The sequence below is a fragment of the Planococcus faecalis genome (genome assembly GCF_002009235.1).
In the GTDB taxonomy this organism is placed as follows: domain Bacteria; phylum Bacillota; class Bacilli; order Bacillales_A; family Planococcaceae; genus Planococcus; species Planococcus kocurii.
In genome coordinates this window covers 1,856,066-1,881,729 of the sequence record NZ_CP019401.1, presented here as the reverse complement: position 1 = coordinate 1,881,729, position 25,664 = coordinate 1,856,066, and the positions used below count along the sequence as shown (strand labels likewise).

At 40.0% G+C, this 25,664-nt stretch carries 35 protein-coding genes; 25 read left to right on the top strand and 10 right to left on the bottom strand.

From position 1 onward, the window contains the following. Window position 1: 1 nt before the first annotated feature. The 3 genes from AJGP001_RS09405 to AJGP001_RS09395 form a co-directional block, all read right to left on the bottom strand. Window positions 2–1,180 (bottom strand): MFS transporter, encoded by a 1,179-nt coding sequence (locus AJGP001_RS09405; protein WP_058385205.1) that lies wholly within the window; start codon window positions 1,178–1,180, stop codon window positions 2–4. Window positions 1,181–1,242: 62 nt separating this feature from the next. After that, complete coding sequence (locus tag AJGP001_RS09400) at window positions 1,243–1,821, bottom strand: TetR/AcrR family transcriptional regulator (RefSeq protein ID WP_058385206.1); 579 nt, start codon at window positions 1,819–1,821, stop codon at window positions 1,243–1,245. A gap of 164 nt (window positions 1,822–1,985) precedes the next feature. After that, window positions 1,986–2,786 carry a TIGR00266 family protein gene (locus AJGP001_RS09395; protein WP_071154583.1) on the bottom strand — a complete coding sequence of 267 codons (801 nt, stop codon included), beginning with the start codon at window positions 2,784–2,786 and terminating at the stop codon, window positions 1,986–1,988. 98 nt (window positions 2,787–2,884) lie between these two features. Between AJGP001_RS09395 and AJGP001_RS09390 the strand changes: the two genes are divergently transcribed. Together AJGP001_RS09390 and AJGP001_RS09385 are read left to right on the top strand one after the other, a co-directional pair. Beyond that, window positions 2,885–3,394, top strand: coding sequence for a cupin domain-containing protein (locus tag AJGP001_RS09390; RefSeq protein ID WP_071154582.1), 510 nt, complete (start codon window positions 2,885–2,887; stop codon window positions 3,392–3,394). Between the two features lie 68 nt (window positions 3,395–3,462). After that, window positions 3,463–3,708, top strand: a complete 246-nt coding sequence (locus AJGP001_RS09385) for a hypothetical protein (RefSeq protein WP_058385209.1) — start codon at window positions 3,463–3,465, stop codon at window positions 3,706–3,708. 61 nt (window positions 3,709–3,769) lie between these two features. Here AJGP001_RS09385 and AJGP001_RS09380 read toward each other — a convergent pair whose 3' ends face one another. Then, entirely contained in the window at window positions 3,770–4,414 is a 645-nt protein-coding gene (locus AJGP001_RS09380) for an SDR family oxidoreductase (RefSeq protein WP_058385210.1), read from the bottom strand. A gap of 193 nt (window positions 4,415–4,607) precedes the next feature. Between AJGP001_RS09380 and AJGP001_RS09375 the strand changes: the two genes are divergently transcribed. Both AJGP001_RS09375 and AJGP001_RS09370 read left to right on the top strand, forming a co-directional pair. Continuing rightward, window positions 4,608–4,814: a hypothetical protein gene (locus tag AJGP001_RS09375; RefSeq protein WP_071154581.1), complete on the top strand. Its 207-nt coding sequence runs from the start codon at window positions 4,608–4,610 to the stop codon at window positions 4,812–4,814. Between the two features lie 20 nt (window positions 4,815–4,834). After that, entirely contained in the window at window positions 4,835–5,845 is a 1,011-nt protein-coding gene (locus AJGP001_RS09370; RefSeq protein WP_078080457.1) for a S66 family peptidase, read from the top strand. An 89-nt stretch (window positions 5,846–5,934) separates the two neighbouring features. Here the strand turns inward: AJGP001_RS09370 and AJGP001_RS09365 are convergent, their stop codons facing one another. Beyond that, a complete protein-coding gene (locus AJGP001_RS09365; RefSeq protein WP_071154580.1) occupies window positions 5,935–6,945 on the bottom strand; it encodes a PQQ-dependent sugar dehydrogenase in 1,011 nt (336 codons plus the stop codon). Between the two features lie 74 nt (window positions 6,946–7,019). Between AJGP001_RS09365 and AJGP001_RS17715 the strand changes: the two genes are divergently transcribed. Then, on the top strand, window positions 7,020–7,142 hold the full coding sequence (locus AJGP001_RS17715) for a hypothetical protein (RefSeq protein WP_256204436.1): 123 nt from the start codon (window positions 7,020–7,022) through the stop codon (window positions 7,140–7,142). 83 nt (window positions 7,143–7,225) lie between these two features. Here the strand turns inward: AJGP001_RS17715 and AJGP001_RS09360 are convergent, their stop codons facing one another. The 4 genes from AJGP001_RS09360 to AJGP001_RS09345 form a co-directional block, all read right to left on the bottom strand. Then, window positions 7,226–7,540 carry a hypothetical protein gene (locus AJGP001_RS09360; protein WP_071154579.1) on the bottom strand — a complete coding sequence of 105 codons (315 nt, stop codon included), beginning with the start codon at window positions 7,538–7,540 and terminating at the stop codon, window positions 7,226–7,228. A 20-nt stretch (window positions 7,541–7,560) separates the two neighbouring features. Continuing rightward, window positions 7,561–7,770: a hypothetical protein gene (locus tag AJGP001_RS09355; protein ID WP_058385217.1), complete on the bottom strand. Its 210-nt coding sequence runs from the start codon at window positions 7,768–7,770 to the stop codon at window positions 7,561–7,563. 118 nt (window positions 7,771–7,888) lie between these two features. Beyond that, window positions 7,889–8,278 (bottom strand): ribonuclease HI family protein, encoded by a 390-nt coding sequence (locus tag AJGP001_RS09350; RefSeq protein ID WP_058385218.1) that lies wholly within the window; start codon window positions 8,276–8,278, stop codon window positions 7,889–7,891. A gap of 8 nt (window positions 8,279–8,286) precedes the next feature. Then, window positions 8,287–8,970 (bottom strand): queuosine precursor transporter, encoded by a 684-nt coding sequence (locus AJGP001_RS09345; protein WP_058385219.1) that lies wholly within the window; start codon window positions 8,968–8,970, stop codon window positions 8,287–8,289. 155 nt (window positions 8,971–9,125) lie between these two features. On the opposite strand from AJGP001_RS09345, the gene AJGP001_RS09340 reads away from it, so the two are divergent. Beyond that, window positions 9,126–9,317 (top strand): zinc-finger domain-containing protein, encoded by a 192-nt coding sequence (locus tag AJGP001_RS09340; protein WP_410477408.1) that lies wholly within the window; start codon window positions 9,126–9,128, stop codon window positions 9,315–9,317. A gap of 68 nt (window positions 9,318–9,385) precedes the next feature. Here AJGP001_RS09340 and AJGP001_RS09335 read toward each other — a convergent pair whose 3' ends face one another. Then, window positions 9,386–9,595: a cold-shock protein gene (locus AJGP001_RS09335; RefSeq protein ID WP_058385221.1), complete on the bottom strand. Its 210-nt coding sequence runs from the start codon at window positions 9,593–9,595 to the stop codon at window positions 9,386–9,388. Window positions 9,596–9,760: 165 nt separating this feature from the next. Between AJGP001_RS09335 and AJGP001_RS09330 the strand changes: the two genes are divergently transcribed. From AJGP001_RS09330 to deoD, 19 genes are all read left to right on the top strand, one after another. Then, window positions 9,761–10,396, top strand: a complete 636-nt coding sequence (locus AJGP001_RS09330) for an HD domain-containing protein (RefSeq protein ID WP_078080835.1) — start codon at window positions 9,761–9,763, stop codon at window positions 10,394–10,396. Next, window positions 10,393–12,270 carry an ABC-F family ATP-binding cassette domain-containing protein gene (locus tag AJGP001_RS09325; protein ID WP_071154578.1) on the top strand — a complete coding sequence of 626 codons (1,878 nt, stop codon included), beginning with the start codon at window positions 10,393–10,395 and terminating at the stop codon, window positions 12,268–12,270. Before AJGP001_RS09330 ends, AJGP001_RS09325 begins: the two co-directional genes overlap by 4 nt. Window positions 12,271–12,295: 25 nt before the next feature. Continuing rightward, window positions 12,296–13,426, top strand: a complete 1,131-nt coding sequence (locus tag AJGP001_RS09320; RefSeq protein WP_071154577.1) for a conserved virulence factor C family protein — start codon at window positions 12,296–12,298, stop codon at window positions 13,424–13,426. A 150-nt stretch (window positions 13,427–13,576) separates the two neighbouring features. Then, window positions 13,577–13,879 carry a hypothetical protein gene (locus AJGP001_RS09315; protein ID WP_071154576.1) on the top strand — a complete coding sequence of 101 codons (303 nt, stop codon included), beginning with the start codon at window positions 13,577–13,579 and terminating at the stop codon, window positions 13,877–13,879. Between the two features lie 432 nt (window positions 13,880–14,311). Continuing rightward, on the top strand, window positions 14,312–14,518 hold the full coding sequence (locus tag AJGP001_RS09310; protein ID WP_058385225.1) for a hypothetical protein: 207 nt from the start codon (window positions 14,312–14,314) through the stop codon (window positions 14,516–14,518). Window positions 14,519–15,590: 1,072 nt separating this feature from the next. Then, entirely contained in the window at window positions 15,591–16,028 is a 438-nt protein-coding gene (locus tag AJGP001_RS09305) for a BrxA/BrxB family bacilliredoxin (RefSeq protein ID WP_071154575.1), read from the top strand. Next, the gene (locus tag AJGP001_RS09300; protein WP_071154574.1) at window positions 16,025–16,813 is read left to right on the top strand and encodes a class I SAM-dependent methyltransferase; all 789 of its coding nucleotides are present in this window, start codon (window positions 16,025–16,027) and stop codon (window positions 16,811–16,813) included. The genes AJGP001_RS09305 and AJGP001_RS09300 overlap by 4 nt, the downstream gene beginning before the upstream one ends. 508 nt (window positions 16,814–17,321) lie before the next feature. Next, a complete protein-coding gene (locus AJGP001_RS09290; protein WP_071154573.1) occupies window positions 17,322–17,630 on the top strand; it encodes a rhodanese-like domain-containing protein in 309 nt (102 codons plus the stop codon). A 451-nt stretch (window positions 17,631–18,081) separates the two neighbouring features. After that, window positions 18,082–18,675, top strand: coding sequence for a YpjP family protein (locus tag AJGP001_RS09285; RefSeq protein WP_071154572.1), 594 nt, complete (start codon window positions 18,082–18,084; stop codon window positions 18,673–18,675). Window positions 18,676–18,919: 244 nt separating this feature from the next. After that, on the top strand, window positions 18,920–19,864 hold the full coding sequence (locus AJGP001_RS09280; protein ID WP_078080456.1) for a thymidylate synthase: 945 nt from the start codon (window positions 18,920–18,922) through the stop codon (window positions 19,862–19,864). 103 nt (window positions 19,865–19,967) lie between these two features. Further along, window positions 19,968–20,465 carry a dihydrofolate reductase gene (locus tag AJGP001_RS09275; protein WP_071154571.1) on the top strand — a complete coding sequence of 166 codons (498 nt, stop codon included), beginning with the start codon at window positions 19,968–19,970 and terminating at the stop codon, window positions 20,463–20,465. Further along, window positions 20,458–21,207, top strand: a complete 750-nt coding sequence (locus AJGP001_RS09270; protein WP_058385232.1) for a lysophospholipid acyltransferase family protein — start codon at window positions 20,458–20,460, stop codon at window positions 21,205–21,207. Before AJGP001_RS09275 ends, AJGP001_RS09270 begins: the two co-directional genes overlap by 8 nt. A gap of 75 nt (window positions 21,208–21,282) precedes the next feature. Next, the gene (locus tag AJGP001_RS09265; RefSeq protein WP_071154570.1) at window positions 21,283–22,122 is read left to right on the top strand and encodes a DegV family protein; all 840 of its coding nucleotides are present in this window, start codon (window positions 21,283–21,285) and stop codon (window positions 22,120–22,122) included. A 39-nt stretch (window positions 22,123–22,161) separates the two neighbouring features. Then, window positions 22,162–22,959 (top strand): GDSL-type esterase/lipase family protein, encoded by a 798-nt coding sequence (locus AJGP001_RS09260; RefSeq protein WP_071154569.1) that lies wholly within the window; start codon window positions 22,162–22,164, stop codon window positions 22,957–22,959. An 11-nt stretch (window positions 22,960–22,970) separates the two neighbouring features. Further along, entirely contained in the window at window positions 22,971–23,546 is a 576-nt protein-coding gene (locus AJGP001_RS09255; RefSeq protein ID WP_071154568.1) for a YpmS family protein, read from the top strand. A gap of 16 nt (window positions 23,547–23,562) precedes the next feature. After that, window positions 23,563–24,093: a peptide-methionine (S)-S-oxide reductase MsrA gene (msrA, locus tag AJGP001_RS09250; RefSeq protein ID WP_071154567.1), complete on the top strand. Its 531-nt coding sequence runs from the start codon at window positions 23,563–23,565 to the stop codon at window positions 24,091–24,093. Next, a complete protein-coding gene (gene msrB / locus AJGP001_RS09245; RefSeq protein ID WP_058385237.1) occupies window positions 24,090–24,515 on the top strand; it encodes a peptide-methionine (R)-S-oxide reductase MsrB in 426 nt (141 codons plus the stop codon). Before msrA ends, msrB begins: the two co-directional genes overlap by 4 nt. Before the next feature lie 58 nt (window positions 24,516–24,573). After that, window positions 24,574–24,789 carry a YozE family protein gene (locus tag AJGP001_RS09240; RefSeq protein ID WP_058385238.1) on the top strand — a complete coding sequence of 72 codons (216 nt, stop codon included), beginning with the start codon at window positions 24,574–24,576 and terminating at the stop codon, window positions 24,787–24,789. A 69-nt stretch (window positions 24,790–24,858) separates the two neighbouring features. After that, window positions 24,859–25,563 carry a purine-nucleoside phosphorylase gene (deoD, locus tag AJGP001_RS09235; RefSeq protein WP_058385239.1) on the top strand — a complete coding sequence of 235 codons (705 nt, stop codon included), beginning with the start codon at window positions 24,859–24,861 and terminating at the stop codon, window positions 25,561–25,563. The last annotated feature ends 101 nt before the right edge of the window (window positions 25,564–25,664 follow it).

Here is a 25,664-nt window from a genome sequence, read left to right as displayed (position 1 = left end):
ACTATATTCTTGTTGGTTCTGAAAACGCTGGGCGCTTCCATAAATACGTTAATGCAATTCCTACTGCTAAGACGACAGTAGCAAAATAGAACGGATAGTTTAAATCAATGTCGAAAAGAATGCCGCCAATAATCGGACCGAAAATATTACCGATACTTGTGAACATGGAGTTCATGCCCCCGGCGAATCCTTGTTCATTGCCGGCGATTCGTGACAGATAAGTAGTAACGGCTGGACGCATCAAGTCAAAGCCGACAAACACGACCATGGTAACAAGCAAAATCGACCAGTAACTCGTAACGAAAGTCATAATAAATACTAAAACGGTTGACACAAAAAGACTGTAACGAATCAATCGGATTTCACCGAACCGTCGCGTTAGTTTATCAAACAAACCAACTTGGAAAATGACTCCGACAATTGCGCCGAGTGAGATAATCACGGCAATATCTTTTGCCGTAAAGCCGAATTTGTGATCAACGAATAACGCGAAAAGCGATTCGAATGCGGCCAGACCAAATGATGATATGAGAATAACCATAAAAGCGATAACATACATCGGTGAAAAAATTCGTTTCCATCCTGATTTTGGCAGGGGCTGGTGTTTTTCCTCAACTTCGTAGCTGCGATTGGGTTCTTTTAATGTGATAAGTGACAAAATCGTTGCAAACAAACCAAATCCTGCTGCAAAGAAGAAGGGAAGTCGCGTGCTGATATCGGCTAAAAACCCACCGATTCCTGGACCGATAATAAAACCGGTAGAAATCGCCGCAGACATATAACCTAAAGCTTTTGGTCGTGTGCTACTGGTCGTAATGTCAGCAATATAAGCCGTAACAGCCGGCATAATAAAGGCTGCGCTAACACCCCCGAGAATACGAGAGGCAAACAGCACTTCTACTGTTTCACCAATACCGAATAGAAATTCGGAAATACTGAAGATTGACAGGCCGATAATGATCATGGGTTTACGACCAATATTATCTACCCATCGTCCGGCAATAGGAGAAACAATGAGCTGAGCTAGCGCAAAAGCAGAAACCATATAGCCCACGACAGTTCCTGATATGCTTAATTCGTTCATAATGGTCGGAGTTACTGGAATGACCAGTCCAATCCCTAGAAATGCGATAAATAGATTGAGTAGTAAAGTTGAAAGAACTAATTTATTTGTTTTCATGCAGTGATCTCCTTATAATCTTCGTGCTTGATAGGTGTTTCTGGTCTACTGTGATTCGTGTATTAATGGATTAAGCCACGCCAAAAAATTGGCCAAACTGCTTGAAGTCGCTTTTCATATCTTTCGATGCCGCTATAGACAAGTTCAGACATCGTTCCTTCAATTACAGTCAGATAAGCTAACGCTGTATTTGAAAAATCTACAGAGTGTAATACGTTTTCATAGCGATGTCTTTCTCGTAATAACCGAGTAAGATGCTGGTGCATCAGGTCAAAAAACGGATTAAACAACTCGCCGACTTCTTTTTCTAATTTGAGTGGAGGGAAATAAGCAACACGCAAGATAAACTTCATTCGTTCGTTGTCTCTGCTTTCTTTTGCCAACCAATCAAAATAACCGAAAAGAAGAGTTTCTAACGATTCATTTTTCGTAGAATTAAAATAACTAGCTAACTGAGCTTTTTGAGTATTGAGTGAATACTGAAGTGCAGAAATAAATAAATCATCTTTTCCTTTGTAATGGGCATAGATAGATGGCTTTTTGATTCCAACTTCTTCAGCGATTTTACTGAGAGATGCGCCTTCAAAGCCTTCTTTTGCAAAATGGCTGACAGCGGTTTGGAGAATAAGATCTGCTTTCACTTTTTCACCTTCCTAACGGTCGTTAGGTAATAATCTCATGATTAATAGAGGTTTGTCAATTTTTCGAGATTTTTATCAAATCTCTTTAATAGAACAATAAAAGACGCCTATTCAAACCCCGTAAGGAAATGAATAGGCGTCTTTTATTTTAATAAGTCAATTAATCATCTTCCACCGAGTAAGTCAAATAATCCACCAGCGGCACTGCCTTCCCCTTTCGAACGACCAGCAGGGTTTTGTGGAGCGGCTGCAAATACACGACTTGCTAATCGGCTGAATGGCATCGATTGAATCCAGACACTTCCGGGACCACGCAAAGTTGCAAAGAATAAACCTTCACCACCGAACAATGCTGTTTTAATGCCCGGGACTGATTCAATATTGTAATCGACATCTCCGGTCATGGCGACTAAACAACCCGTATCCACACGCAATACTTCTCCTTTTTGAAGGTTTTTTCGGTAAATCGTACCGCCAGCATGTACAAACGCCAAGCCATCTCCTTCCAGTTTTTGCATAATAAAGCCCTCACCGCCAAAAAATCCTGCACCCAATTTGCGCTGAAATTCAATGCCAATCGAAACTCCTTTGGCAGCAGCTAGGAAAGAATCTTTTTGACAAATAATCTTGCCGTTTAGCATGCTCAAGTCCATAGGAATAATCTTGCCAGGATAAGGCGCAGCAAATGACACATGGCGTTTACCTGTTCCGTTATTAGTGAAAGCCGTCATAAACAAACTTTCACCTGTGATAATTCGTTTTCCTGCGCCCATTAGTTTGCCCATCAAGCCGCTACCACCTGAACTTGTAGAACCGTCTCCGAAAACCGTTTCCATCACAATGCCGTCTTCCATCATCATTAAAGCTCCTGCTTCTGCAACAACCGTTTCAGCTGGGTCTAGTTCTACTTCCACAAACTGCATATCGTCTCCGTGCAACTTAAAATCAATTTCGTGGTTATTCATTATTATTCCTCCTCGTTTGTTTATGGACTTATGTTATATAATGAATACGTCTGTAGAGATAGAAAGTTTCATATAAACAAGCGGTTAGAAGAGAAGGAATGGAGTTGGATATAGTGAATGCTGAAGATTGGATTACCTATTTAGACATGACGGCGCATCCCGAGGGAGGATATTACAAACAAACGTTCGTTTCTCCTGAAAAAATCACGACCACTGAACATCCGGTAGAACGAAATTTGTACACCAGTATTTATTTTTTATTGCGCTCGCAAGATATCTCTCATTTTCACCGATTGAAATCAGACGAGCTGTGGTATTTTCACGCAGGTCATGCCGTTACCGTGCATATTTTAGATGCGAATGGAAATTATCGTACTGAGAAACTGGGACTGGATTTAGCGGCAGGGGAAAGGCCACAAGTATTGGTTGAAAAAGGAAGTATTTTCGGTTCAACAGTAGAAGCGGCAGATACATTTTCACTAGTGGGCTGCATGGTTTCGCCAGGTTTTGATTTTGAGGATTTTGAATTATTGCTGCAGGCGGAACTGCTTGCACTCTATCCTGAACACGAGCAAATTATTAAGAAAATGGCTTATGAAAAATTCTAATTAAACTATCAGAGCTAAAGGATACATGCTAGACTTATGAAAGACGAAGCAAAGGGTGAGGGAAAGTAATGGGGAATTTTTTATTGATATCTATTATTGCGGTTGCGATATTTGTAGGGATCGCTTCTAAGAAATTTTACGACAAGCCCTATATTATGAATTTTGGGATTGCTGTAATGATGGCTTTATTGGTTATACAGACATTTCAAATGACACCAATTGGCGGACTCGGCTATGCCGCTATTATTCTTTGTTCGATTGCATTTTTGTTCCAAGTGGTGATAGGTATTAGAAATTTAAAAACAGTTGAATAATCAAAAAACAGGCCAGATGATCTTAAATCATCCGCCCTGTTTTTTTACATCATAAACATATTTACAGCTGATTGAGCGCATGGTCAATGTCGTCTTCACCAGAAATAATGGCAAACGTTTTGTTGAAGACATGTTCGTTATCAAGCGAATGCAAAAGGACACGCGCTACATCTTCGCGAGAAATTTGTCCCGATTCCAAGTCCTCTACCGCTAGTATTTTACCGGTACCGGCATCGTTTGTTAAAAGACCTGGGCGAATGATGGTATAGACTAGACCGCTTGCGCGTAGAATGTTATCGGCATGATGTTTTGCGACATAATAATGAGCCATATCTTCTTTCCACATTTGCCGTTTGTCGGCATTGATGGCACTGATCATGAGAAAGCGTTCAGTCCCCGTTTGTTCGGCGGCTTCAATGGTTTTTGCAGCACCGTCCAAATCAATCAGTAAGGTTTGATCGGCTCCGGTTTTGCCACCGCTACCAGCTGCAAAGACCACAGCGTCACAATCTTTCATTGCTTCAGTAATTTCTTCAACACTGCCTTCGAGGCTACTTAATACGGATTCTACTCCGAGACCATTGAAATAGCTGATTTGTTCTTCTTTACGGATCATCGCTTTAGGTGTGTATTTATCACTATCAGCAAGCATTTTGACAAACTGCCGTCCGATTTGTCCATTTGCCCCAACTACCAACACTTTCATCCCAATCACCTCTCCAGAATTTTTCTATTCTCTCCTATCATATACCTCAAAAAAGTCATTTCAAGAAGTACTTCTGTTTGTTTGTTCTGAAAAATGACAATTAGCCAAAAAGGGGACTATATTCTCAAGTTAAGTTTAGTATAATGGAAGGTATCTTACAGATTCTATTGCTACTGATTTTAGGAGGAACACTATGAACCCGATGACAGAAACGAAAACGACAAAATTGCAAAAAACCAAGCCAAAGAGAGAAACACCGCCTGACTTTTCACAATTTAAAGGGGAAAGATTGGATAAGGAACCGAGTCAGTTTTTCGAAATGGTCAAACAAGCACTTTGGTTTTGTGTAGGTGCTAGTATTTTAATCGCAATGATTTTTTCGCTTTTTTATTTTGTTTAAACTAAAAGGGGGACTATTGAATGATTCGTTATCCTACTACTACCTTTAAAACAATTGGCATTACCGCACCGTCTTCAGGAGTGGGAACTGAGCACCACGATCTTCTCAAACTGACGATTGAACGGCAAGAGCAGAAGGGGTTTACTGTTGTGACAGGGGACACGGCTTGGACTCAAGAGCTGGCTAAGTCAGCTCCTGCTAAAAAGCGTGCAGAAGAATTTATGGAAATGATGACCAGCACAGAAATTGAGTTGATCTTCCCGCCCTGGGGCGGGGAATTATTGATTGAAATGTTGGAATACGTAGACTTCACAAAGATACAAACGAAATGGGTACTTGGTTATTCTGACCTCAGCGTGTTATTGTTGGCTATCACGTTGAAAACCGGTATTGCCACGGCACATGGTACGAACATTATTGATTTGCGTGGTGAAAAAAGCGATGAAACAACAGCACGCTGGCTAGATATTTTAAAAACAGCAAAAGGAGAAACTGTAAAGCAAATTTCTTCTAAACTCTATCAGAAAGAGTGGGACCATTCCATTGCTTCACCAGTCGTCTTTCATTTGACAGAACCGACTAAATGGCAAACGGTTTCGGGAACCGAGGAAATATTCTCAGGCCGCTTGCTTGGTGGCTGCATTGATGTGATCCATCACCTAATTGGAACGCCATTCGGAGAAGTTCAACCGTTCAGGGACAAGCACATTCCGGGCGAACAGGTCATTTGGTACTTAGAAAACTGCGAAATGTCAGTGGCGGATTTAAAAAGGTCGCTAACGCAAATGAAATACGCGGGATGGTTTGACAATTGCTCAGGTATTCTCTTTGGGCGAAGTATGGCAAATGAGCCGGTCGGTGGATACACTGTCGATAGAATGTACCAAGATTTAACAAAAGAATTAGAGTTACCGATTGCGTACGATATCGATTTAGGTCATATGCCACCACAGATCACATTTATCAATGGCGCACATGCAGAAGTACGAGTCGCAGACGGTAAAGGAACTGTGATACAGAAATTCATATAAAAACGTTGATGAAAACCTGATAGTCAAATTTATTTAGTAACTAAAAGGTGTATTGGACTTGTCCAATACAGCTTTTAGTTTGTACACGGCTATTCATTTAATTTATAAAGTTTATCGTCACCGTCTGCAGGTGTGCCGCGACCGTCCGTGTTGTTCGTGATAAAATAGAGCGAGTCGCCATCAGAAAAAACATCTCGGACACGGCCAAACCCTTCAATTGAATCTGTCACTTCAGCACTCTTAGGATCCACCACTTTAATTGCGGTTCCTCGAAGCGCAGCTACGTAAAGCAGACCATTATGCATGTCGATTCCACTTGGCGCCCAAGTATCGCTAGAGCCTGTTGTGTAAAAAGGAGCCTCCATGCCGTCTTTTGACTGATCGCCTTCGATTGTAGGCCAACCGTAGTTATTGCCTTGTTCAATAATATTGATTTCATCATTGGCGGATTGACCATGTTCAGACGCGAACATCGTGTCATTGTCCCAAGTCATTCCTTGTGGATTGCGATGACCCGATGAATAAATTTCAAACTCGTTGGCTGTATTGAGTTTCAATATTTTGCCATTTACTGAACCTAAGTCTTGTGCAAGTTCAGGAGTGGAAGCATCACCAATTGTTGCAAAAAGTGTCCCATCATCGTCCAATTCTAAGCGGCCACCATGATGCACATTCCCTGTTGGAATACCTGCCAACAAGACATCTTGTTCTTGCCAAGTTTCATTTTCTAAAACAAGTGTGACGATTTTATTGTAATCTTCGCCGTCTTGTTCGTAGACGTAATAGCCGTATGCAGTTTGGCTTTCTTCAAAATCTTGTGCCAAAACAAAGCCTAAAAATCCAGCTTCTGAAGCTTCAGATAAACTATCAGAAAAATTGACGCTTTGCCGTGTCATGACCCCTTCTTTGTCTATATGAACAACTTTTCCTGGTCGTTCCGAAATATAAAATTCATCATTTATTTTATTGATCGCCCATGGAGCTTCAAGCCCTGTCGCAATTTCTTCAAAAGGGGCGGACGCTTTGTCTGGATTAGGAGCCTCGTTAGCGCAAGCTGCTAAAAGCAGTAGGGAAAGTGAAGAAACTAAAATTTTTCTCATTCAGAAAACCTCCTTTTTCTATCATAATTGAACAAACTGTCTATAGGCAATAATCTAATGGGAGAGGTGAACTTATGCCATTATTAAAAGACGTTAAAGAACAAGAAGAGATTCGTAAAAAACAGAACTTAATTCGCGTCATGACATGGGTGTTTATAGCGATTGCGCTCGTACTTATTTGGTATTTTACTAGCTAAAAAAGCGGCATAAATTCAACTGCAATACACAAAAAAACCACGGTTAACTCGAATTGTTCGAGCTGACTGTGGTTTTTACTGTCTTAAGAGGGCTTTTTTTTCGTTTGAATTATTTCTGCGATAACGACACCGATCGTGATACCCAACAGCACATTAATAAGCAAAGGACTTAAAAATTGATCGCGAAAAATAGTTGCAACCGTCAGTATATAAAAAGCCACTTGTGAAGTTTTTGCAACTGCCGGTAATGCGTCTTTCGGATAGCGCGTGCGTCCTAATTGAAAAACAAGGAAAGCCAGTAGTAAAACTAAATAATAGGGCCACGTTAAAACAGCGATCGTATTATTGATCACTGCGAAAATCAACAGCGGTATAAGATAAAACAATAGCGATTTCACGTTAAAAGCCTCATTTCTCCTTATTTTTTCATGTTATTTTGCTGTCTGCGAACTGCCAGCAAATAAAGATTGTAAATGGAAAAAATAACCGCGACGGTAACGATAACGACCGAAATCATCGGATAAACAGAAACTCCACTTTGCATCATTTCAATAATGCGGGAATAGACGATCCATGGTCCAATGACCAAAATGAAAATATCGAGTGCAGTACCAAGTTTTGTTCTCATGAGGTTCCTCCAATAAAAGATAATACATTTATCTTATCAGACTTTCGCTGAAGAGTATGCACAGAAACCAAAACAGCCACCCTGAAAAGATAAGGGCGGCTGACACAGTTTGGACAGATTATTTATGTGCGCGAAGTTCAGTTCTGGCTAAGGCGTCGGCTGCCCGATTTTGAGAATCTGGAATCCATTTGATAAAACAAAAATCAAATTGGTCGCCGAGTTCAAGCGCGTGTAAAAGCAATGGCTTAAACTTAGCATTTTTGATGCCTCTTTTTTCAAAAGCGTTTACCGCTACTTGGGAATCAGATTTAATCGATACCATTCCAGATGTTAACCCTATTGCTAGTTCCAATCCCTTTACGAGCGCGGTGAATTCCGCAGTATGGTTGTCCATTTCACCCACGTATTCGCTCCAGTGAATCAAATGGCCTTCCCCTCGAATAAAAACACCGACTGCACTTACTTGAGGTGAACCCGCAGTCGCCGCATCCACAAACACTTCAAGCATCTGATCACCTACTTTTCGTCAATGGGTTTGATGATTTTTGCCAAATAGCCGAAAGGCGTAGCCATGACAGAAACAATAAACTTCAATACATATGTTGAGATGAAAATTTGAATCCACACATCAAACGGAAAAACTCCCCAAAATGCAATGGATGTAAAAATTAACGTATCCAACAACTGACTAATCAACGTAGAGCCGTTATTGCGGATCCAAAACTGGCTATCTTTTGGAAACATTTTGCGCAGTGCACTGAAGATGATGACATCTAGATGCTGACTGGCGAGATAAGCTACCATGCTACCAATAGCAATTTGCGGAATTAAACCAAAAATAGTTTCCAACGAATCTTGTGCGAAATCACTGTCATCCGGTATGAACTTTATCCCGAACTGCATGACTAGTACCATAATGAGCAAAGAAGAAAAACCAAGCCAGACAGCTTTTTTGGCTTCTTTTTTGCCATATTTCTCGTTCAATATATCGGTCGCGAGAAAAGTCGAAGCATAAAGACTGTTGCCTAGAGTTGCTGTCAATCCTATGATTTCGATCGTCTTCGTTACTTGGATATTAGCCAAAACGGTCGAAATGGCTACCCACGCAAACAATCCAGTCTTTCCGAAAAATTTATACATGATTACTAACAGAACAAAATTGAACAAGGCAAAGCCAAGTCCCCAAAATTCATTAAACAAAATACGTCCTCCTTAGTTTTGGTAAAGCGGGAATTTGCGAACCGCTTGGTACCGTAAAAATGTCCTCAGTTAGTATAACTATTGTTGGAATAAAAAACAAATGCGTAGTAGAATGAAGAAATGACGATTTGCAGTGAGGTGACAAAGTGAAAAAAATGTCTATTATTAACGAAATTGATGAAATGATGACCACATACTGTGAAGGTTGCTTTGTGAAATCTCAGCTTCGCAAAGATGAAGGAAAGACCGCTGCTCATAGATTTTGTATTAGCAATTGTACAGTTGGAAGTCAACTGCAATTCCTTGGAAACGAACTGAATAAAGTCGGAACCGGCAGCAAAGCGTAACGACTGGTTGTTCTTCAAAACTATAAAAAGCAGAGACGGAATTCCCGCCCCTGCTTTTTTCTATTAGTTTATTCTGAATCAATTTGGATAACATTTGCAGCCTGAGGTCCACGATTGCCATCAATAATATCGAACGATACAGTTTTGCCTTCATTCAATGTTCGAAACCCTTCACCTTGGATGCCGGTAAAATGAACAAATACATCATCACCGTCATTATACTCAATAAATCCGTAACCTTTTTCTGAGTTAAACCATTTCACTGTTCCCTGGTGCATGCGAGTTCCCCCTATTATTGAGTATGTCATGGACCTATAGACGCCATGTTATGGATGGGTATACTATACATGAAGCCTATGGAAACGTCAATAATCGTTGGGAATACAGGCATTTTGCTTCAACTTCAGGTTATAATAGAAGAAACAAGCGATTGGAGCGGAAGTATGGACCAGGAAAAAATCAAGCAATGTCGCAATGAGGTTAAGAAAATCTATGAACAGTTTGATGCTAGCCATGATTGGCAGCATATCGAACGGGTCATGAAAAACGCCAAAATGATTTTGCAACAAGAAACAGCAGATGCATTTATAGTCGAATTGGCCGTACTTTTACATGACGTTTCGGACCCGAAGTACAAAAAGCCCGAGGAAGACTTGGAGCGTGATATTCTGAATCGTTTAGAACTTTCAGATGCTCAGCGCCAAGAGATTCAGAAAGTTATTGAATCGGTTTCTTTTAAAGGCGGCAATGGCAAAATGGCAACGAGCATTGAAGCGAAAATCGTCCAAGACGCTGACCGATTGGATGCTATTGGTGCAATCGGGATCGCGCGAGCATTTGCTTACGGTGGGGCAAAGGGACGTAAGTTGTACGACTGGAACGAACAGGCACGTACAAAAATGACGGAAAATGAATACCGCGAAGCACAAACCAGTAGCGTCACACATTTTTATGAAAAGCTTTTATTGTTGAAAGACCAAATGACTACGGTAACGGGTAAGCACATGGCTGAAGAGCGCCATGAATTTATGCTAATCTTTTTAAAGCAACTACAAACAGAAACGGATGGGAATAAATGAGCCACTTAAATATTACGAAGTTAACGAAAACTGTTGGAGCAAAAACATTATTCAAGGATGTCGAATTTTCATTATATCCAGGAGAACGCGCAGGTTTAATCGGCGTAAACGGTACAGGGAAATCGACTTTAATGTCAATACTAGCGGGATCAATGGATGCAGATAATGTTGTCATGGACCACCCGAAAAAATATCAAATTACGTATTTAATGCAAGAACCTGAATTTGATGAATCATTGACTGTACTCGAAACAGTTTTCTCAGGGAAATCCCCGATTTTAGCATTAAACCGTGCTTATGAAAATGCCTTGAAAAATATGATGGTCGATTCAAGTTCTACACAATTACAAGACGAGTTGATGGATATTCAAGAAAAAATGGAGCAAGAAAATGCATGGGATATTAATGCCCTGGCCAAAACCGCACTGTCAAAACTAGGGATCGATATGTATGACCAAGTAGTACGTGAATTATCAGGCGGTCAGCGTAAACGTGTGGCTCTTGCGAAAGCATTGATTGAACCAGCAGATTTGATCCTTCTGGATGAGCCAACAAACCATTTGGACGCGGTGTCAACTGAATGGCTGCAAGAAACCCTGTTGCGCATGGGTTCAGCTATGCTTTTTGTCACGCATGATCGGTATTTCTTGGATGCGGTTTCTACACACATTTTCGAAATAGCAGACCAAACCATGTACACGCACAAAGGCAACTACGGCGATTATTTGGAAAACAAAGCGATTCGTGATGAAATGAATGCATCGTCTCAGCAAAAATTAGAAAACCGTTTCCGTTCTGAGTTAAAATGGATTCGCCGCGGTGCAAAAGCCCGTTCGACTAAACAAAAAGCGCGGATACAGCGTTTCGATGAAATCAAAGAAAACGTGCAAAAAGAAAACGACAATACATCGCTTGAACTATCCATGCAAAGCCAGCGACTTGGCAAGAAAATCATTGAAGGCCAAGATATGGGCGTTGCTTATGGGGACAAACAAATCTTCAGCGGCTTTGATTTCTTGTTGCAAGGTGGAGATCGCATTGGAATTGTTGGACCAAATGGTGCCGGGAAATCGACGTTGATGAAAATGCTTGCCGGAGAATTAGAACCAACTTCAGGAAAAATGGAATACGGCAGTACCGTGAAAATTGCTCACTTTACACAGCATTTGCCTGAAATGGATGAATCGCAGCGCATGATTGAATACATTCAAGAAACGTCGAGTGATTTTGAAGCAGAAAAAGGTGTTCGTTTATCGGCAACTCAAATGCTTGAACGTTTCCTGTTCCCGTCAAATGGTCACGGCACGCAAATTGGTAAATTATCAGGCGGCGAGCGAAAGCGTCTGTATTTATTGAAATTACTGATGGAACAGCCGAATATCTTATTCCTCGATGAGCCGACAAACGATTTGGATATCCAAACACTATCTGTTTTGGAAGATTTCTTAGAAAACTTCCCAGGCGTAGTTATTACAATTTCGCATGATCGCTTTTTCCTTGACCGCATTGCCCAAAAATTGTGGACAACAGGAACAGGAAAAATCGAAGAATATCAAGGTCTTTACTCTGAGTTTATTAAAGAAAAAAATAATCCGGTTGAATTAGCTGAACAACAGCTTGTTGAAACGGAAGTCGCACAACCGGCCAAAGTTAAAAAGAAAATGACCTACAAGGAGCAGCAAGAATACAACGGTATTCTTGATAAAGTTGCACAAACAGAAGCGAAGATTGAAGCTCGTGAGGAAGAAATGGCTTTAGCTGGGGCCGATTACGATAAATTGCAGAAATTGACCGAAGAAGTCAATGGATTAACTGCGGAGTATGACGCGTTAATTGAACGTTGGACTTATCTTCAAGAAATAGCAGAAGCATGATCTATTAATTGCAGGAGGGATTTTTGTGAAAATTTTAACGATTGAACCGACACCAAGCCCGAATACGATGAAAGTGATCATCGACCAGGAATTGCCGTTTGGCAAAAGTCATAACTACACGAAAGATAAGTTAGAAGGCGCATCTGAAGAAGTGCAGCAGTTGCTAGCGATTGACGGTGTAAAAGGCATTTACCATGTAGCTGATTTTTTGGCAGTCGAGCGCATTTCTAAATTTGATTGGGAAATTATTTTGACGCAGGTTCGGAATGTTTTTGGCGAAGACCGTCAGCATAGTGGAGAAGAAGTCCAATTAGACGAGCATTTTGGGGGAATTTATGTCCATGTGCAACAATTCAAAGGAATTCCACTACAAGTCAAAGTGTTCGATAATAGTTCAGAGCAACGCTTTGGTATGCCAGAACGTTTTGTCGCGGCGATGAAGCAAGTTTTGGACCCGACAGAAGAAAACTACCTCATGCAGCGTAAATGGGTGGATTATGGCGTTCGCTATGGGGATAAAAGTGAAATTGGCAAAAGCCTGATGGAAGAAATCGAAGCTGCGTATCCACAAGAACGATTAGTTGCAATGACGACGAAAGAAGATGCAGCTCAAGCTGAGTCAGCCCCTCGTGGTCAAAGAGTGTCAGTAGAAGACTTTGATGCACCCGACTGGGAAACTCGCTTTCAGCTACTTGATCAAATGATTGAGGCAGATGTTGATGATTTACCGTTACTGGCAGTGGCATTAAACGATGAAAAAATGTCGATTCGTCGTCAAGCCGCTATTTTCCTAGGCGACGTTAAAGACAAAGCTGTTGTGCCCTATGTTGAACGTGCGATGAAAGACAAGAGCTGGGCTGTCCGCAGAACAGCAGGCGATACCATCAGCGATCTCGGTTTTGAGAAATTTGAGCCGGTTATGCTTGAAACCTTACGTGATAAAAACAAATTGGTTCGTTGGAGAGCAGCGATGTTCCTCTATGAAACCGGAACAGAAGCCGCTTTACCAGGTCTGAAGCAAGCCGAAAATGATCCGGAGTTTGAAGTGAAACTACAAATCAAAATGGCAATTGCACGTATTGAAGAAGGCGAAGATGCAAAAGGGTCAGTTTGGAAACAAATGACCGAAGCGCGTCAAGCGATAAAAGAGGAATAGTAGAAAAGGCCAGTGACTAAACAGTCACTGGCCTTTTTTTTGCTTGTTGGCTGCTTGGAACTGCATTAAATGTTTCCTCATTGCTGTTAAGAGGTAAAGTGCTGGTAATCAAACTAATTATAATAGTTGCTATACGAGGAGGAAATGAATATGTCAAACAATGTTTTTTCAATGGAGATTTTATACAGCGGAAAATATGAATCATGGGAGTTTGAAAATCGACAAAAACGCGATGTTTTTTATGAGCAAGTCGTTCAACAGTTTGCTGATCAAAAAATAAATGGTCAAGAGGAAGGGATCGATGATACACGCATTGTCCAACTGTCTTCTAACAATCTGAAAATCCAAGAAAATGGAGAATACGCTCAGGATACAAGGTATGAATGGTTTGAGTACGATGTATTTAGCCAAATGTTGGACTTTATTAACAACAAGTATAACCAAAGCGAGTAAGTTTGTTAGAAAATAAATTTTTAAATGCAAGCAAATATAAAATGATAAAGTGTAGGAGTACAAAGACTCGGTGAATAAAGATGTCTTTTGAATATTTTTTTAAAAAAGGTATTGCTTTTCTTTTTTACTTAGACTTACAAAGCTAGTACTAAAGAATTAATGAGTTAAAACGATGTCGATAAATAGTCAGAGCATATTGAAAATATCTAAAACTACCCAATTCGGGTAGTTTTTTTATTGCTAGAAATATGTGATAGGCTATTTCGGATTATCATAAATATAGAGCGGAATAGGTATTTAAAATCACTTTATATAACAAAAGGCATAAAGTTATTTATTTTTAATAAAAAAAATAAAAAATATTAGGTCCATGTATACGTTTGTTGTTGTTAAATTTATGATATCTTGTAAGTATACATAGGAGGGTTACAGGTGAATCTTACGGTCAATGGAGTAGTATTGAGTCAAAAAAGAAGTGCACTTATCGTTAGAGAATTAATAAGAGAGTCTGTCGCAGAACATGCGAAAGACGTAGAAGAGTATTTAAAGGATTATCAGGTAGAAGACTTGGGAAGTTCGATTATTCTTCGTCCGCCGTCAATTGAAGGAATTCAAATTTCATTATTCAAGTCATCCTGAGGGGTGGCTTTTTATATTGTGTGGAAAAAGAAGCTATCTGCTATTTTAGTCTAGGTAAATCTTAGAAAACTAAATAGGCAAGGCGTTTTTAATGACTGCTTAGCGTTCAGGAAAATGGGTATACTCTTCATTTTGTTTAAGAGTTCACTGATGGTTAAGTGATTTTAAAAAAATTATATGTTAAAAAAACGAATGATTGATCTAGGAATGGCGATTAAGGTATTCCAAACCAATGAAAAAACAATTTCAAAAATTACCCCTATACTGAGGTCCATAAATAAATCAGTAAAACAGTTTTCTCTCTTCTGCTTGTTCTTCTTCATTGGTGGTCTCCTTGTCATGTTCTTCTAATTCGGAAAGGCGTATCTTTGTCTATACGTAATCGTTTTGTCGCTTAAAAAGCATGGACCGACTGTAAAGAGCGTCGTAATGCCGTAACAACTCCTCCGAATTCTTTAATCTGACATCCTATCCATAGTGCTTCGTAATGATTCTCGGAAGTTACTCGTTCTATTATCGCATCTTTACGAAAAGGGAGTAGGGGTGTTTTCTGGTTCCATGGATGAATAGGCTGTAAAGACGTTCAAACCGAAAGTCTTTTTTCTGCAACTGAGTTATAAACGTTGTTAGAGACCGAACATTATCTAAGTGAAATCCAGGGACAATGTTTGAGCATTTGTAAAATGAGACCACTTCATCGATCGCTTCTTTAGGAAAGCTCGGCTCTTTGTTGAGGTAGGCATGGTTTGCGTCGTTATAATCTGGTTGAGCTCGGTTAGAAAAAAAACACCCCGATCAACCGTGCTTAACAGAAAAGACGGTAAAAAGAAACATCTAGCTCTTCGATTTGTTTTTATAAATCCATTTATTTCTCTCTACTCCTTTTGGTGTAATCTGTCTTTTCAACAATACGACTCTAATCTCCTATAATGAATGTTCCATTATCTATTCCTTTTAAGTAAACTCCTATTCAAATCCTTTCACGATGAAATTACCAACAAACTAGGTTACACTGAAATAGATAGGAAGCAATATATTGAGAAAATCGATTTTAAAGAAAAGAGGCGAAAGCATGAACGCATATGATGAGTATATGAAAGGCATTGTCGTGCCTATGCGCCAGGAGTTGACTGGAGCAGGTTTTAAAGAATTATTGACAGCAGAAGAAGTCAATGAACATATGAGCAGTGCTAAAGGAACGAGTCTTGTTGTGATTAACTCTGTTTGTGGTTGTGCAGCAGGGTTAGCGCGTCCAGCAGCTATTGGAGCCATTCAAACTGTGGAAGCAAAACCAGATCATTTAGTGACCGTATTTGCAGGTCAAGATAAAGAAGCAACTGCACAGATGCGCAATTACTTTGAAGAAGTGCTACCATCGTCTCCATCGATTGCCGTATTGAAAGACGGTGAATTGGCTCATTTTATTCCACGTGAACAAATTGAAGGCTACCCAATGGAACAGATTCGCGATCATTTGTCGCAAGTTCTTCAACAGGTGGCAGCTCAGTGAAAACAATAGTCACCACAGCATACCGGCCAACTTCGTCTGCATTGGCATGGGCAAATCGCGTTTCAGCAGAACTGGAAATTTTACAAGTTCCGCGCAATAAGCGTTCCATTGACCGGATGCAAGAAGATGAACAAGCTGATTTGTTGGTGTGCTTAAAAGAACGACTTGAGTTTTACCCAATGGGTAAAACCGAGCCGTTCTTTTTTCATCCGAACTCAGCAGCTTTTCGAACAAAAAGACCTCTTGAACAAGATCCGCTGATTGAAGTGGCAGGTTTAGTTCCAGGCGACTCATTTTTAGATTGTACATTAGGGTTAGCATCTGACTCAATTGTGGCAGCACAGCGTGTTGGTCAAAGAGGACGAGTGGTGGGCTGTGAAAGCCATCCAGTGCTCGCTTACGTGGTGGCGCAAGGGTTGCAGCAATATAGCAACATGCCACATTTAGAAGAGGCGATGAGGCGTATTGAGGTAATGTCATGCCAAGCAGTTTCATTTTTGCGAACTTTGCCAGCAGATTCGATAGATGTAATTTACATGGATCCGATGTTTACAGAAGAAATAACAGAAGCTTCAAATTTTACGCCACTCAGAGGAACAGCTGACCGAGGGCAATTAACAGTGCAGTGGGTAACTGAGGCAAAGCGTGTAGCACGAAAAACTGTCGTTTTAAAAGCACATTTTCGTTCTCAGGATTTCGAACGTTTTGGATTTATTAGGCGCATGCGGCCCAATACCAAGTTCCACTATGGTGTCATTTCAATTGAACCAGAGAGTAAACAATAAAAACGGATGCTCGTTAGTTGGGAATTTAAAGTATAGCTATGTTTCAGGTTCGTGATCTCAAGCTGACAGTGTTCTGGAGTACATTTGGTTTCACTTATAGAACACATGTAGATTCAATTTATCTGCATGTGTTTTGTATTGTGAATCTATTTTCAAAGCAAGCTAATTTCTTGTGCAAAATATACCCCCCGTGGTATGTTTTGGGTGTATTCAAAAGAGTTCTTTTTTAAGGGGGTGAGCCGTTATGTCAAACCAAGTAACAGTTTATTCAACGGATACCTGCCCACATTGCATCATGATGAAAAAAACTTCTAGCGGCAAGTGATGTCCCTTATACGAAAGTAAACGTACAGCGAGACCAAGCGCCTTGTGCAGACAAACGACCAAAATGGGTGCTTGGATTTGATCCAAACCGTGCCACAGAACTAGTGAACGCCTAAAACAAAAAATGTGAAACCCCACATTGAGTAAAATTCAACGAAAACCAAATTACTAGGAGGAATAACAAGTGAAAGTGATTTCGACGCAAGAATTGCAAACATTACTAAAACTAGGCAAACAAGTGAATATAATCGACGTGCGTGAAGCGTCAGAAGTAGCCGGTGGGAAAATTCCTGGAGCTGTCAATATGCCTTTAGGATTATTGGAATTTAAGATGAATGAATTGGACAAATCAGAAGAATACTATGTTAATTGCCAAGCTGGCGGACGTAGCGGTTCGGCATGTAAGTTTTTAGACTATCAGGGCTATAAAGTGATAAATGTCGAAGGTGGCATGAACGCATGGGCAGGTGACATCGAGCGGATTGATAATTGAAAAAGCTTATGAGTTTAGCAATGGAGCTCAAGGCAAGTCTTTGTGAAAAGACACTGAAGAGTAAGAGTTGGTTTATGCAAAAACTGAAGATGAATAGCAAAAGGACTGTCAATGGACAATTGAATTGACAGTTCTTTTATTGCATAATAATATAAAAAGTCTGATTTATCGACCATCTGAAACAAAAAACTCCCTGAAATTCAGGGAGTTTTTTTAGTGTTTATTAGTCTGTAAATGAAAGTGAAGTCAAGTATCCAAGCATAAACAGGAGACCCAGTCCGATTAATAATGATGCATCCACAAAAATTCCTCCTTTTCAATAAAAAAACAAGGCGTTGTTAATGACTTTATTGTACAATGAATTTCAAGAAGATGAAACCTTTACCCGCGAAATTCGTATAAATAAGCAAACCTTATGACAAAAATGTTCATAAAAGAAAAGGTGATGTTGATGAAAAATTGGTGGCAAAAGTCGCTGATGATTACTGTTGCCGTTTTAACATTGGGAGCAATCTCTCCGAACCATTTAATCTGGGAGTCGCTTCTAGACGAAAAAGGTCAACCGAAATCACATGCAGCGGAAAGTGATAACAAACAATATATCTACGATTGGGTCGACCCCAGTGAGTTCTACGACACCGGTGACTCTTTTATCCATTCTGTGTATCAATCTGCAGAAGAGCAATCGTATTTGAAATTTGGTTCGCGAATTGGACCTGTTATTGGAGACCAGTTCCAAACCATGATTTTGCCAAACATTCAACGAGCGATTGATGTCCATTTGGCAACCCTAGATATCGGCAAATTAAAAAAATTAGCCATTTCTGAAAAGCCATCTGGTGATTATGCTGAAAAAATCTTCCATGTATATAACACTGAAACCAACAAAGACGAAATCCGTTTCCACGTTAGGACGGAGAACAAACCACAGCTAGGCTATTCTTTTAATTTTCACTATCATTTAGCTGAAGATGATTTCCAAAAGCATATTACGCTAGGAGACATCTACTGGTCTAAAAATACACCGCCGAAATGGCTTTCTTAAACCGCCCAATTTTGGCGGTTTTTTTTATGTGTGCTCGATTTTTTTTGCCAAACTAGCGTAACTGGTGCGTCCAAGGGAGAAGGAGAAAGAGAAAGTGTGTGAATTTATCGGTTTATCGAGTGAACCATAATGAGAGCGAAGAGGTTTTAGTAAATACAAATTTTCCGTATAATTTAAGATGTCTAAAATCTTTATTAACACCGGTAGTATTGTTATGATTAAACTAACAACGGAGGCGAGTTATATGAAGCAATATTTAGACTTATGCGAACACATTCTACATAACGGAGCAACAAAAGAAGATCGGACCGGTACAGGTACTTTGAGTGTCTTTGGCCATCAAATGCGATTCGATTTAACGGAAGGGTTCCCTTTAATGACAACAAAAAAAACGGCGTTCCGCTTGATTGTCTCGGAACTTCTTTGGTTTATTAAAGGTGATACCAATATCCGATCTTTATTGCAAGATAATAATCACATCTGGGATGAGTGGGCGTTTGCACAGTGGGTAGCAAGCGACGAATACGCGGGACCTGACATGTCTGATTTCGGTCGCCGTGCACAAACAGATACGGAATTTGCGGAAGTATATAAGATTGAGATGCAAAGCTTTCAGCGCAAGGTAATTGAAAGTCCAGAGTTTGCTGAAAAATACGGAGACCTCGGTCCCGTTTATGGCAAGCAATGGCGTTCATGGGCGACAACAGAAGGTGGTACCATCGACCAATTGAAAAACGTCATTGAATCGATTAAAAAAAATCCAGATTCCAGACGTCACTTAGTGACCGCGTGGAATCCGGAATTTATTGATGACATGGCTTTACCACCATGCCACATTATGTTTCAATTTTATGTAGCGGATGGCAAATTGTCGTGCCAACTTTATCAACGCAGTGCAGATGTCTTTCTAGGCGTGCCTTTTAATATCGCATCTTACGCGCTATTAACACAGCTAATTGCCAGAGAATGTAACTTAGAAGTCGGTGATTTTGTTCACACAACAGGCGATACACATTTATATTCAAATCACCTGTCTCAAGTGCAAGAACAATTAGCTAGACAACCAAAACCACTGCCAACCTTAAAAATTAACGAGGAAGTCAAATCAATTTTTGACTTGAAACTAGAAGACATTACGATCGAAGGCTACGATCCACATCCTCGGATTAAAGCGCCTGTTGCAGTTTAATAGCAAGTACTAACTTTCATCTACAGTGTATCAATTAGTTTGAACTTCAAAATAGTTTAAATAATACGTATTACCCGCAAAAAGCGGGATAGGAGGAAGATACATGATTTCATTAATGGTCGCGCATGATCCGAACCGAGTTATCGGAAAAGATAACGAACTGCCTTGGCATATTCCAGCGGACTTGGCATATTTTAAAAAACAGACAATCGGAAAAGGGATTGTTATGGGCCGTAATACGTATGAATCTATTGGGCGACCGCTTCCGAAGCGCCGCAATATTGTAGTTACGCGCAACGATGATTATCAGGCAGATGGAGTAGATGTCGTTCATAATGTGCAAGATGCTATAAAGTTAGCGACAGAATTTCATGAAGAAGTAATGATTATCGGCGGAGAACAGATTTTTGAATCGATTTTACCAGATGCTGACCGTCTTTACATAACACTGGTTCATCAAACTTTTGATGGTGATACGTATTTCCCGGAATATGGACGTGAATGGAAACTCGTTTCTGAATCTGAGCAGCAAATTTCAAATGAAGTGCCTTTTTCGTACTTGGTATACGAAAGACGGCGAAAGAAAACGGCCAATGTTTAATACCATTCGCACGTTCTCTTTTTTATTTGGTTATTTACCGATTAGCGCTGTGAATTTGAAAAAAAATATCAAGCAAAAATCAACATTAAGCGTAAAAGAGTACGACCAGCTGATTCATACAGAACCTCAAAAATGGGCAGCCGGTATTATGAAGCGCACAAAAAGTACCGTTACGATTGCAGGACTGGATAAATTACCTGATGGACCGGTGTTGTTTGTCAGCAATCATGAAGGGAATTTCGATATCCCCACATTGCTTTCGACCATTCCGAAGCCTTTTGGTTTTATTTCCAAAAAAGAAGTAAATAAATTCCCGATTATTCCGATGTATATGAAAGAAATGAACTGTGTCTTTTTAGACCGCACAGATCGTCGGAGCGCATTGAAATCCATTACTGACACTATAGAAAAATTAAAAGAAGGTCATTCGATTTTGATTTTTCCGGAAGGCACAAGAAGTAAAGGTCAAAGTATGGGTGAATTTAAAGCAGGATTTATGCGTATTGCAAAAGATGCAGATGTCCCTATTTTACCGGTTGCGATTCACGGAACTTCAGACATAATGGAAAAAAACAACAATAAAGTAAAGGCAGCTACGGTCACCGTACAACTTTTGGATCCTGTCTCTGTTGATGTTCTTAAGGACATGAAGCCAAAAGAAGCAATTGCGGTGATCCATACGCAAATTGAAGAAGCTGTTTCTGCTATGTCTGCGGAAAAACAAAGAAATAATGACAACTAACCAGGAAAACAATCTGCTTTGTAGTTGTTAGATATTAAATAATTGCTTAGACTAAGGTAAAAAGGAAGTGATTTCATGTCAAAGATTCACATCGTCACGGATTCGACCGCTGATTTAAAGCCAGAGATCATTGAAAAATATGATTTGTATGTTGTTCCTTTAAGTATTCAAATTGGTGGAAAAACCTATTTGGACCGCGTTGACTTAGAGCCAGCATCTTTCCTTGAATTGATGAAAAATACCGATGAAATGCCAAAAAGTTCTCAACCAGCACCAGGCGTATTCAAAGAGTTGTACGATAAATTAGGTAGAAACGGTGATCAAGTCTTGTCTATTCATATGACAGGTGGGATGAGTGGTACTGTGGAGTCAGCAAAAACAGCAGCTCAATTGACTGATTCAGACGTTACTGTCATCGATTCTCGTTATATTTCTCACGCCTTAACTTTCCAAGTATTTGAAGCGGCAGAGATGTCAAAAGCGGGAAAATCAATGGAAGAAATCATTAAACGAGTAGAGCAGATTCGTCTCAATACAAAATTGTTCGTTGTTGTAGATACCCTTGATAACTTGGTGAAGGGAGGCCGCATTGGGAAAGGCCGTGCTTTGTTAGGATCTTTAATGAAAATCAAACCAATTGCTTCTTTAGATGATGGATCGTATACTCCGGTTGCTAAAGTCCGAAGCCATAAGCAAGTAGTCGATTACTTGATGAAGGATTTTATAGAGCGGACAGCAGGCAAAATTGTTAAAGGGGTTGGCATTGCTCATGCGAATGGATTGGCAATGGCTGAGCCACTGCGTGAAAAAATTAAAGAAACAGGCTTTAGCGATATCCAATTTGATTTTACAACGCCAGTTATTTCTACTCATACAGGTATTGGGGCAATTGGTTTTATGTACTATACGGATTAAACGAATTAGCAAGGTCTAGTTGAAAAAGGAGAGACAATCGTGAAAGTCATCCTGTTTATCATCATCTTGTCTATGGGTATACTAGCGGGGTGCAGTCCATCTTTTAACTTTGGCAATGAAAAAGCAGAACCGAGAAATGAACCGGCTATCGACTCTTATACCATACCGCCAAACTTCATTCCTCAAGCAGTGGTTATTACCGCTCTTGGGGATTCCTTATCTCAAGGTGTTGGCGATGAAGAGGAGTTAGGCGGCTACACAGGCAGAGTGGCAGCAGAGGTTAAGACCTGGCAAGGAATTAAAGGCGTGGCTGTTGAAAATACAGCAAAACGTGGACGTCGTAGTGATCAGCTGCTGGCCATGTTCCAACAAGGAAAACTAACGAGTCCTATAGCAGATGCCGATTACTTAACGCTGACCATTGGGGGAAATGATGTTATGCGAGTCGTCAAACGTGACTTGTTTTCATTGAATACAGAAGCCTTTGAAGACGAATTGGTATTTTATGAAAGTAGATTTGATCATATTTTGACAGCCATTCGAGGTATTAATCCGAATGCGCCTATCATCATCATGGGCATCTATAACCCGTTTTCACTTGTTACGGATGAAGTAGAAGAGTTTGATCAAATTATTGATTCCTATAATCAGGCGATGCAAAAAAGAGCAGAATCAGATCCACAAGCATGCTTCGTGCCTGTCAGTGATTTATTTGTTGGCAATCAGAATTTGGTTTACCATTCTGATTTTTTCCACCCGAATAGCAAGGGCTATGATTTAATGACAGAACGTATTTTAAAGCGGATGAATGAATGTGGCATGACTTATGAAGGATAGGTGGTGAACTGATGAAAAAATGGCGCGTTGCATTTTTTATTTTACTCGCAATAAATGTGTTGGCGCTTGTGGGAGTGGTACTTTTTGTTACGACTCCTTCCAAAGATTTTACGTCTTATGAGGCTTTGAAAAATACCTCTACGGAAGGAAACACGGTAGTCGTCAACGCTACAAAAGCAGATTTTGAAGGAATTGCCAACACCTATATACAAGAAGCTATGAAAGACCAGCCAATTCCTTTGGCATTATCAGTTGATGATGACGTTAGTATATCAACGGAACTTACCGTTTTTTCAGTAACTTTGCCTATTTTAATGAAATTCGAACCACTTGTACAAGAAGATGGCAATTTGCTGTTAGAACAAAAGTCAGTAGAAGTCGGTATGCTGGATATTCCTCCTGAAGCTGCGTTAAAATTGCTTAGAGACTCAGTAGAACTTCCAGAATTTATGGAAGTCATGCCTGCGGATGAAGAAGTGTTGTTAAAGTTAACGGATATTCCGTTAGATGGAGGAATTTCCGTGCGAGCGGCATCGTTCAATTTGGAAGAAGACGATATTCGATTATTGGTGACAATTGAACCATAAAGAATGGAGTGGGTATATGAATACGGAAAAAGCTACATTTGCAGGAGGCTGTTTTTGGTGTATGGTCAAGCCTTTTGATTCATTAGACGGCATTGAAGAAGTAGTAAGTGGCTACACAGGTGGAGAGTTAAAAAACCCAACTTACGAACAGGTTTGTTCGAATGCGACTGGTCATGTGGAAGCAGTCCAAATTACATTTCAGCCAGACATCTTCCCATATGAGAAATTATTGGATGTTTTCTGGACACAAATAGATCCGACAGATGCTGGTGGTCAATTTTTTGACCGTGGCGAATCTTACCAAACCGCGATTTTCTTTCATTCCGAAGAACAGCGTCTAGCTGCAGAAAAGTCTAAGCAAGAATTGGACAACTCGGGAAGGTTTGAAAAAATTGTTGCAACGCCGATACTAGAAGCAAAACCATTTTATTTAGCAGAAACGCATCATCAAGATTACTATAAGAAAAATCCTGCTCATTACAACCGTTATTCAGTTGGTTCTGGGCGGACTGCGTTTATCGAAAAGAATTGGGGTGGACAAGCATGAAAGAAGAGTTAAAAGCAAAATTAACGCCAATGCAATATCATGTAACCCAGGAAAGTGGGACAGAACCACCTTTTCAAGGTGAATTTGATCAGCATTTTGAAGACGGCATTTACGTAGATATTGTCTCCGGCAAACCGCTATTTAGTTCTAAAGATAAGTTCGACGCTCATTGCGGATGGCCGAGCTTTGCAAAACCAATCGAAGGTACAGAAGTAAAAGAAAATCTAGATACCAGTCATGGCATGAGAAGAACAGAAGTCCGATCCTCAACCGCTGACTCTCACCTAGGGCACCTATTCCCAGATGGACCATCGTCTATGGGAGGCCTTCGCTATTGCATCAATTCTGCAGCACTACGTTTTGTTCCTAAAGAGCAATTGGATGCAGAAGGTCTATCCGAATACAACAAACTATTTGAATAATGGGTCAACCGGACAACTAGTCCGGTTTTTTTTGCCCAAAATACGAAAGGAGACCGTTATGGAACGTTCTTTTTATCAATTTGCATTAAAATATCGTGGGAAAATTGACCCGGATGACTATTCAAGTTTTGCCGATGCGTTATTTTTGGATCATTCATTTCCTAAAACAGCAACTGACTTTGAACTGCTTTCTAAATACATCGAAGAAAAAGCGCATCCCGTTATGAAAGCCTCAATCTTTGATGAAATATGGGAAGACTACATAAGTGAATAGGCTTGTCGTTGCACTATAGTTAAAAAAACAGTATGATTAAATCTACTATATAAAAGTGAGGTTTTTTAGATGAGCGTTCATATTAATGCGAAAAAAGGCGATATTGCCGAAACAATTTTACTACCAGGAGACCCGCTTCGCGCAAAATACATAGCGGAAACTTTTTTAGAAGATGTAACGATGTACAATGAAGTTCGTAATATGTTTGGTTATACCGGCACATATAAAGGCAAACGTATTTCTGTTCAAGGAACTGGAATGGGTGTACCATCAATTTCAATTTATGTAACAGAATTAATGCAAGAATACGATGTGAAAAAATTGATTCGTGTTGGAACATGTGGTTCTATCCATAAAGACGTAAAAGTACGTGACGTGATTTTGGCTCAAAGTGCATCAACCGATTCAAAAATGAATGATATCATTTTTAAAGGCATTACTTATGCACCGACTGCTGATTTTGAATTATTATTGAAAGCATATAATGCAGGTATGGAAAAAGGATTAAACTTGCGTGTCGGGAATGTCTTTACTGAAGATGTTTTCTACAACGAATTTGCAGAACACGAAAAATGGGCGCAATACGGGGTGCTTGGTCTTGAAATGGAGTCTTCAGCTCTATACACATTGGCTGCCAAATTCGGTTGCCAAGCGTTGTCTATTTTAACAGTAAGCGATCACTTACTGACGGGTGAAGTGACGACTTCTGAAGAACGTCAAACGACGTTTAACGACATGATTGTTGTAGCTTTAGAGGCAGCAATTCAAGAGTAGAAAAAAGCCGTTCTTTCTTAAATTAGAAAAAGACTGTCTTGACAGTCTTTTTCTTTTCATATCCTATGGTTCTAAAGGCAATTACGAAAGTGGTGAAATAG

What these genes read in the sequence shown, in the direction of transcription:
- AJGP001_RS09405 (WP_058385205.1), bottom strand. Translation starts at nt 1,180, where the DNA reads ATGAAAACAAATAAATTAGTTCTTTCAACTTTACTACTCAATCTATTT.
- AJGP001_RS09395 (WP_071154583.1), bottom strand. Translation starts at nt 2,786, where the DNA reads ATGAATAACCACGAAATTGATTTTAAGTTGCACGGAGACGATATGCAG.
- AJGP001_RS09390 (WP_071154582.1), top strand. Translation starts at nt 2,885, where the DNA reads ATGGAGTTGGATATAGTGAATGCTGAAGATTGGATTACCTATTTAGAC.
- AJGP001_RS09385 (WP_058385209.1), top strand. Translation starts at nt 3,463, where the DNA reads ATGGGGAATTTTTTATTGATATCTATTATTGCGGTTGCGATATTTGTA.
- AJGP001_RS09380 (WP_058385210.1), bottom strand. Translation starts at nt 4,414, where the DNA reads ATGAAAGTGTTGGTAGTTGGGGCAAATGGACAAATCGGACGGCAGTTT.
- AJGP001_RS09375 (WP_071154581.1), top strand. Translation starts at nt 4,608, where the DNA reads ATGAACCCGATGACAGAAACGAAAACGACAAAATTGCAAAAAACCAAG.
- AJGP001_RS09370 (WP_078080457.1), top strand. Translation starts at nt 4,835, where the DNA reads ATGATTCGTTATCCTACTACTACCTTTAAAACAATTGGCATTACCGCA.
- AJGP001_RS09365 (WP_071154580.1), bottom strand. Translation starts at nt 6,945, where the DNA reads ATGAGAAAAATTTTAGTTTCTTCACTTTCCCTACTGCTTTTAGCAGCT.
- AJGP001_RS17715 (WP_256204436.1), top strand. Translation starts at nt 7,020, where the DNA reads ATGCCATTATTAAAAGACGTTAAAGAACAAGAAGAGATTCGTAAAAAA.
- AJGP001_RS09355 (WP_058385217.1), bottom strand. Translation starts at nt 7,770, where the DNA reads ATGAGAACAAAACTTGGTACTGCACTCGATATTTTCATTTTGGTCATT.
- AJGP001_RS09350 (WP_058385218.1), bottom strand. Translation starts at nt 8,278, where the DNA reads ATGCTTGAAGTGTTTGTGGATGCGGCGACTGCGGGTTCACCTCAAGTA.
- AJGP001_RS09340 (WP_410477408.1), top strand. Translation starts at nt 9,126, where the DNA reads ATGTCTATTATTAACGAAATTGATGAAATGATGACCACATACTGTGAA.
- AJGP001_RS09335 (WP_058385221.1), bottom strand. Translation starts at nt 9,595, where the DNA reads ATGCACCAGGGAACAGTGAAATGGTTTAACTCAGAAAAAGGTTACGGA.
- AJGP001_RS09330 (WP_078080835.1), top strand. Translation starts at nt 9,761, where the DNA reads ATGGACCAGGAAAAAATCAAGCAATGTCGCAATGAGGTTAAGAAAATC.
- AJGP001_RS09325 (WP_071154578.1), top strand. Translation starts at nt 10,393, where the DNA reads ATGAGCCACTTAAATATTACGAAGTTAACGAAAACTGTTGGAGCAAAA.
- AJGP001_RS09315 (WP_071154576.1), top strand. Translation starts at nt 13,577, where the DNA reads ATGTCAAACAATGTTTTTTCAATGGAGATTTTATACAGCGGAAAATAT.
- AJGP001_RS09305 (WP_071154575.1), top strand. Translation starts at nt 15,591, where the DNA reads ATGAACGCATATGATGAGTATATGAAAGGCATTGTCGTGCCTATGCGC.
- AJGP001_RS09285 (WP_071154572.1), top strand. Translation starts at nt 18,082, where the DNA reads ATGAAAAATTGGTGGCAAAAGTCGCTGATGATTACTGTTGCCGTTTTA.
- AJGP001_RS09280 (WP_078080456.1), top strand. Translation starts at nt 18,920, where the DNA reads ATGAAGCAATATTTAGACTTATGCGAACACATTCTACATAACGGAGCA.
- AJGP001_RS09275 (WP_071154571.1), top strand. Translation starts at nt 19,968, where the DNA reads ATGATTTCATTAATGGTCGCGCATGATCCGAACCGAGTTATCGGAAAA.
- AJGP001_RS09270 (WP_058385232.1), top strand. Translation starts at nt 20,458, where the DNA reads ATGTTTAATACCATTCGCACGTTCTCTTTTTTATTTGGTTATTTACCG.
- AJGP001_RS09265 (WP_071154570.1), top strand. Translation starts at nt 21,283, where the DNA reads ATGTCAAAGATTCACATCGTCACGGATTCGACCGCTGATTTAAAGCCA.
- AJGP001_RS09255 (WP_071154568.1), top strand. Translation starts at nt 22,971, where the DNA reads ATGAAAAAATGGCGCGTTGCATTTTTTATTTTACTCGCAATAAATGTG.
- msrA (WP_071154567.1), top strand. Translation starts at nt 23,563, where the DNA reads ATGAATACGGAAAAAGCTACATTTGCAGGAGGCTGTTTTTGGTGTATG.
- msrB (WP_058385237.1), top strand. Translation starts at nt 24,090, where the DNA reads ATGAAAGAAGAGTTAAAAGCAAAATTAACGCCAATGCAATATCATGTA.
- AJGP001_RS09240 (WP_058385238.1), top strand. Translation starts at nt 24,574, where the DNA reads ATGGAACGTTCTTTTTATCAATTTGCATTAAAATATCGTGGGAAAATT.
- deoD (WP_058385239.1), top strand. Translation starts at nt 24,859, where the DNA reads ATGAGCGTTCATATTAATGCGAAAAAAGGCGATATTGCCGAAACAATT.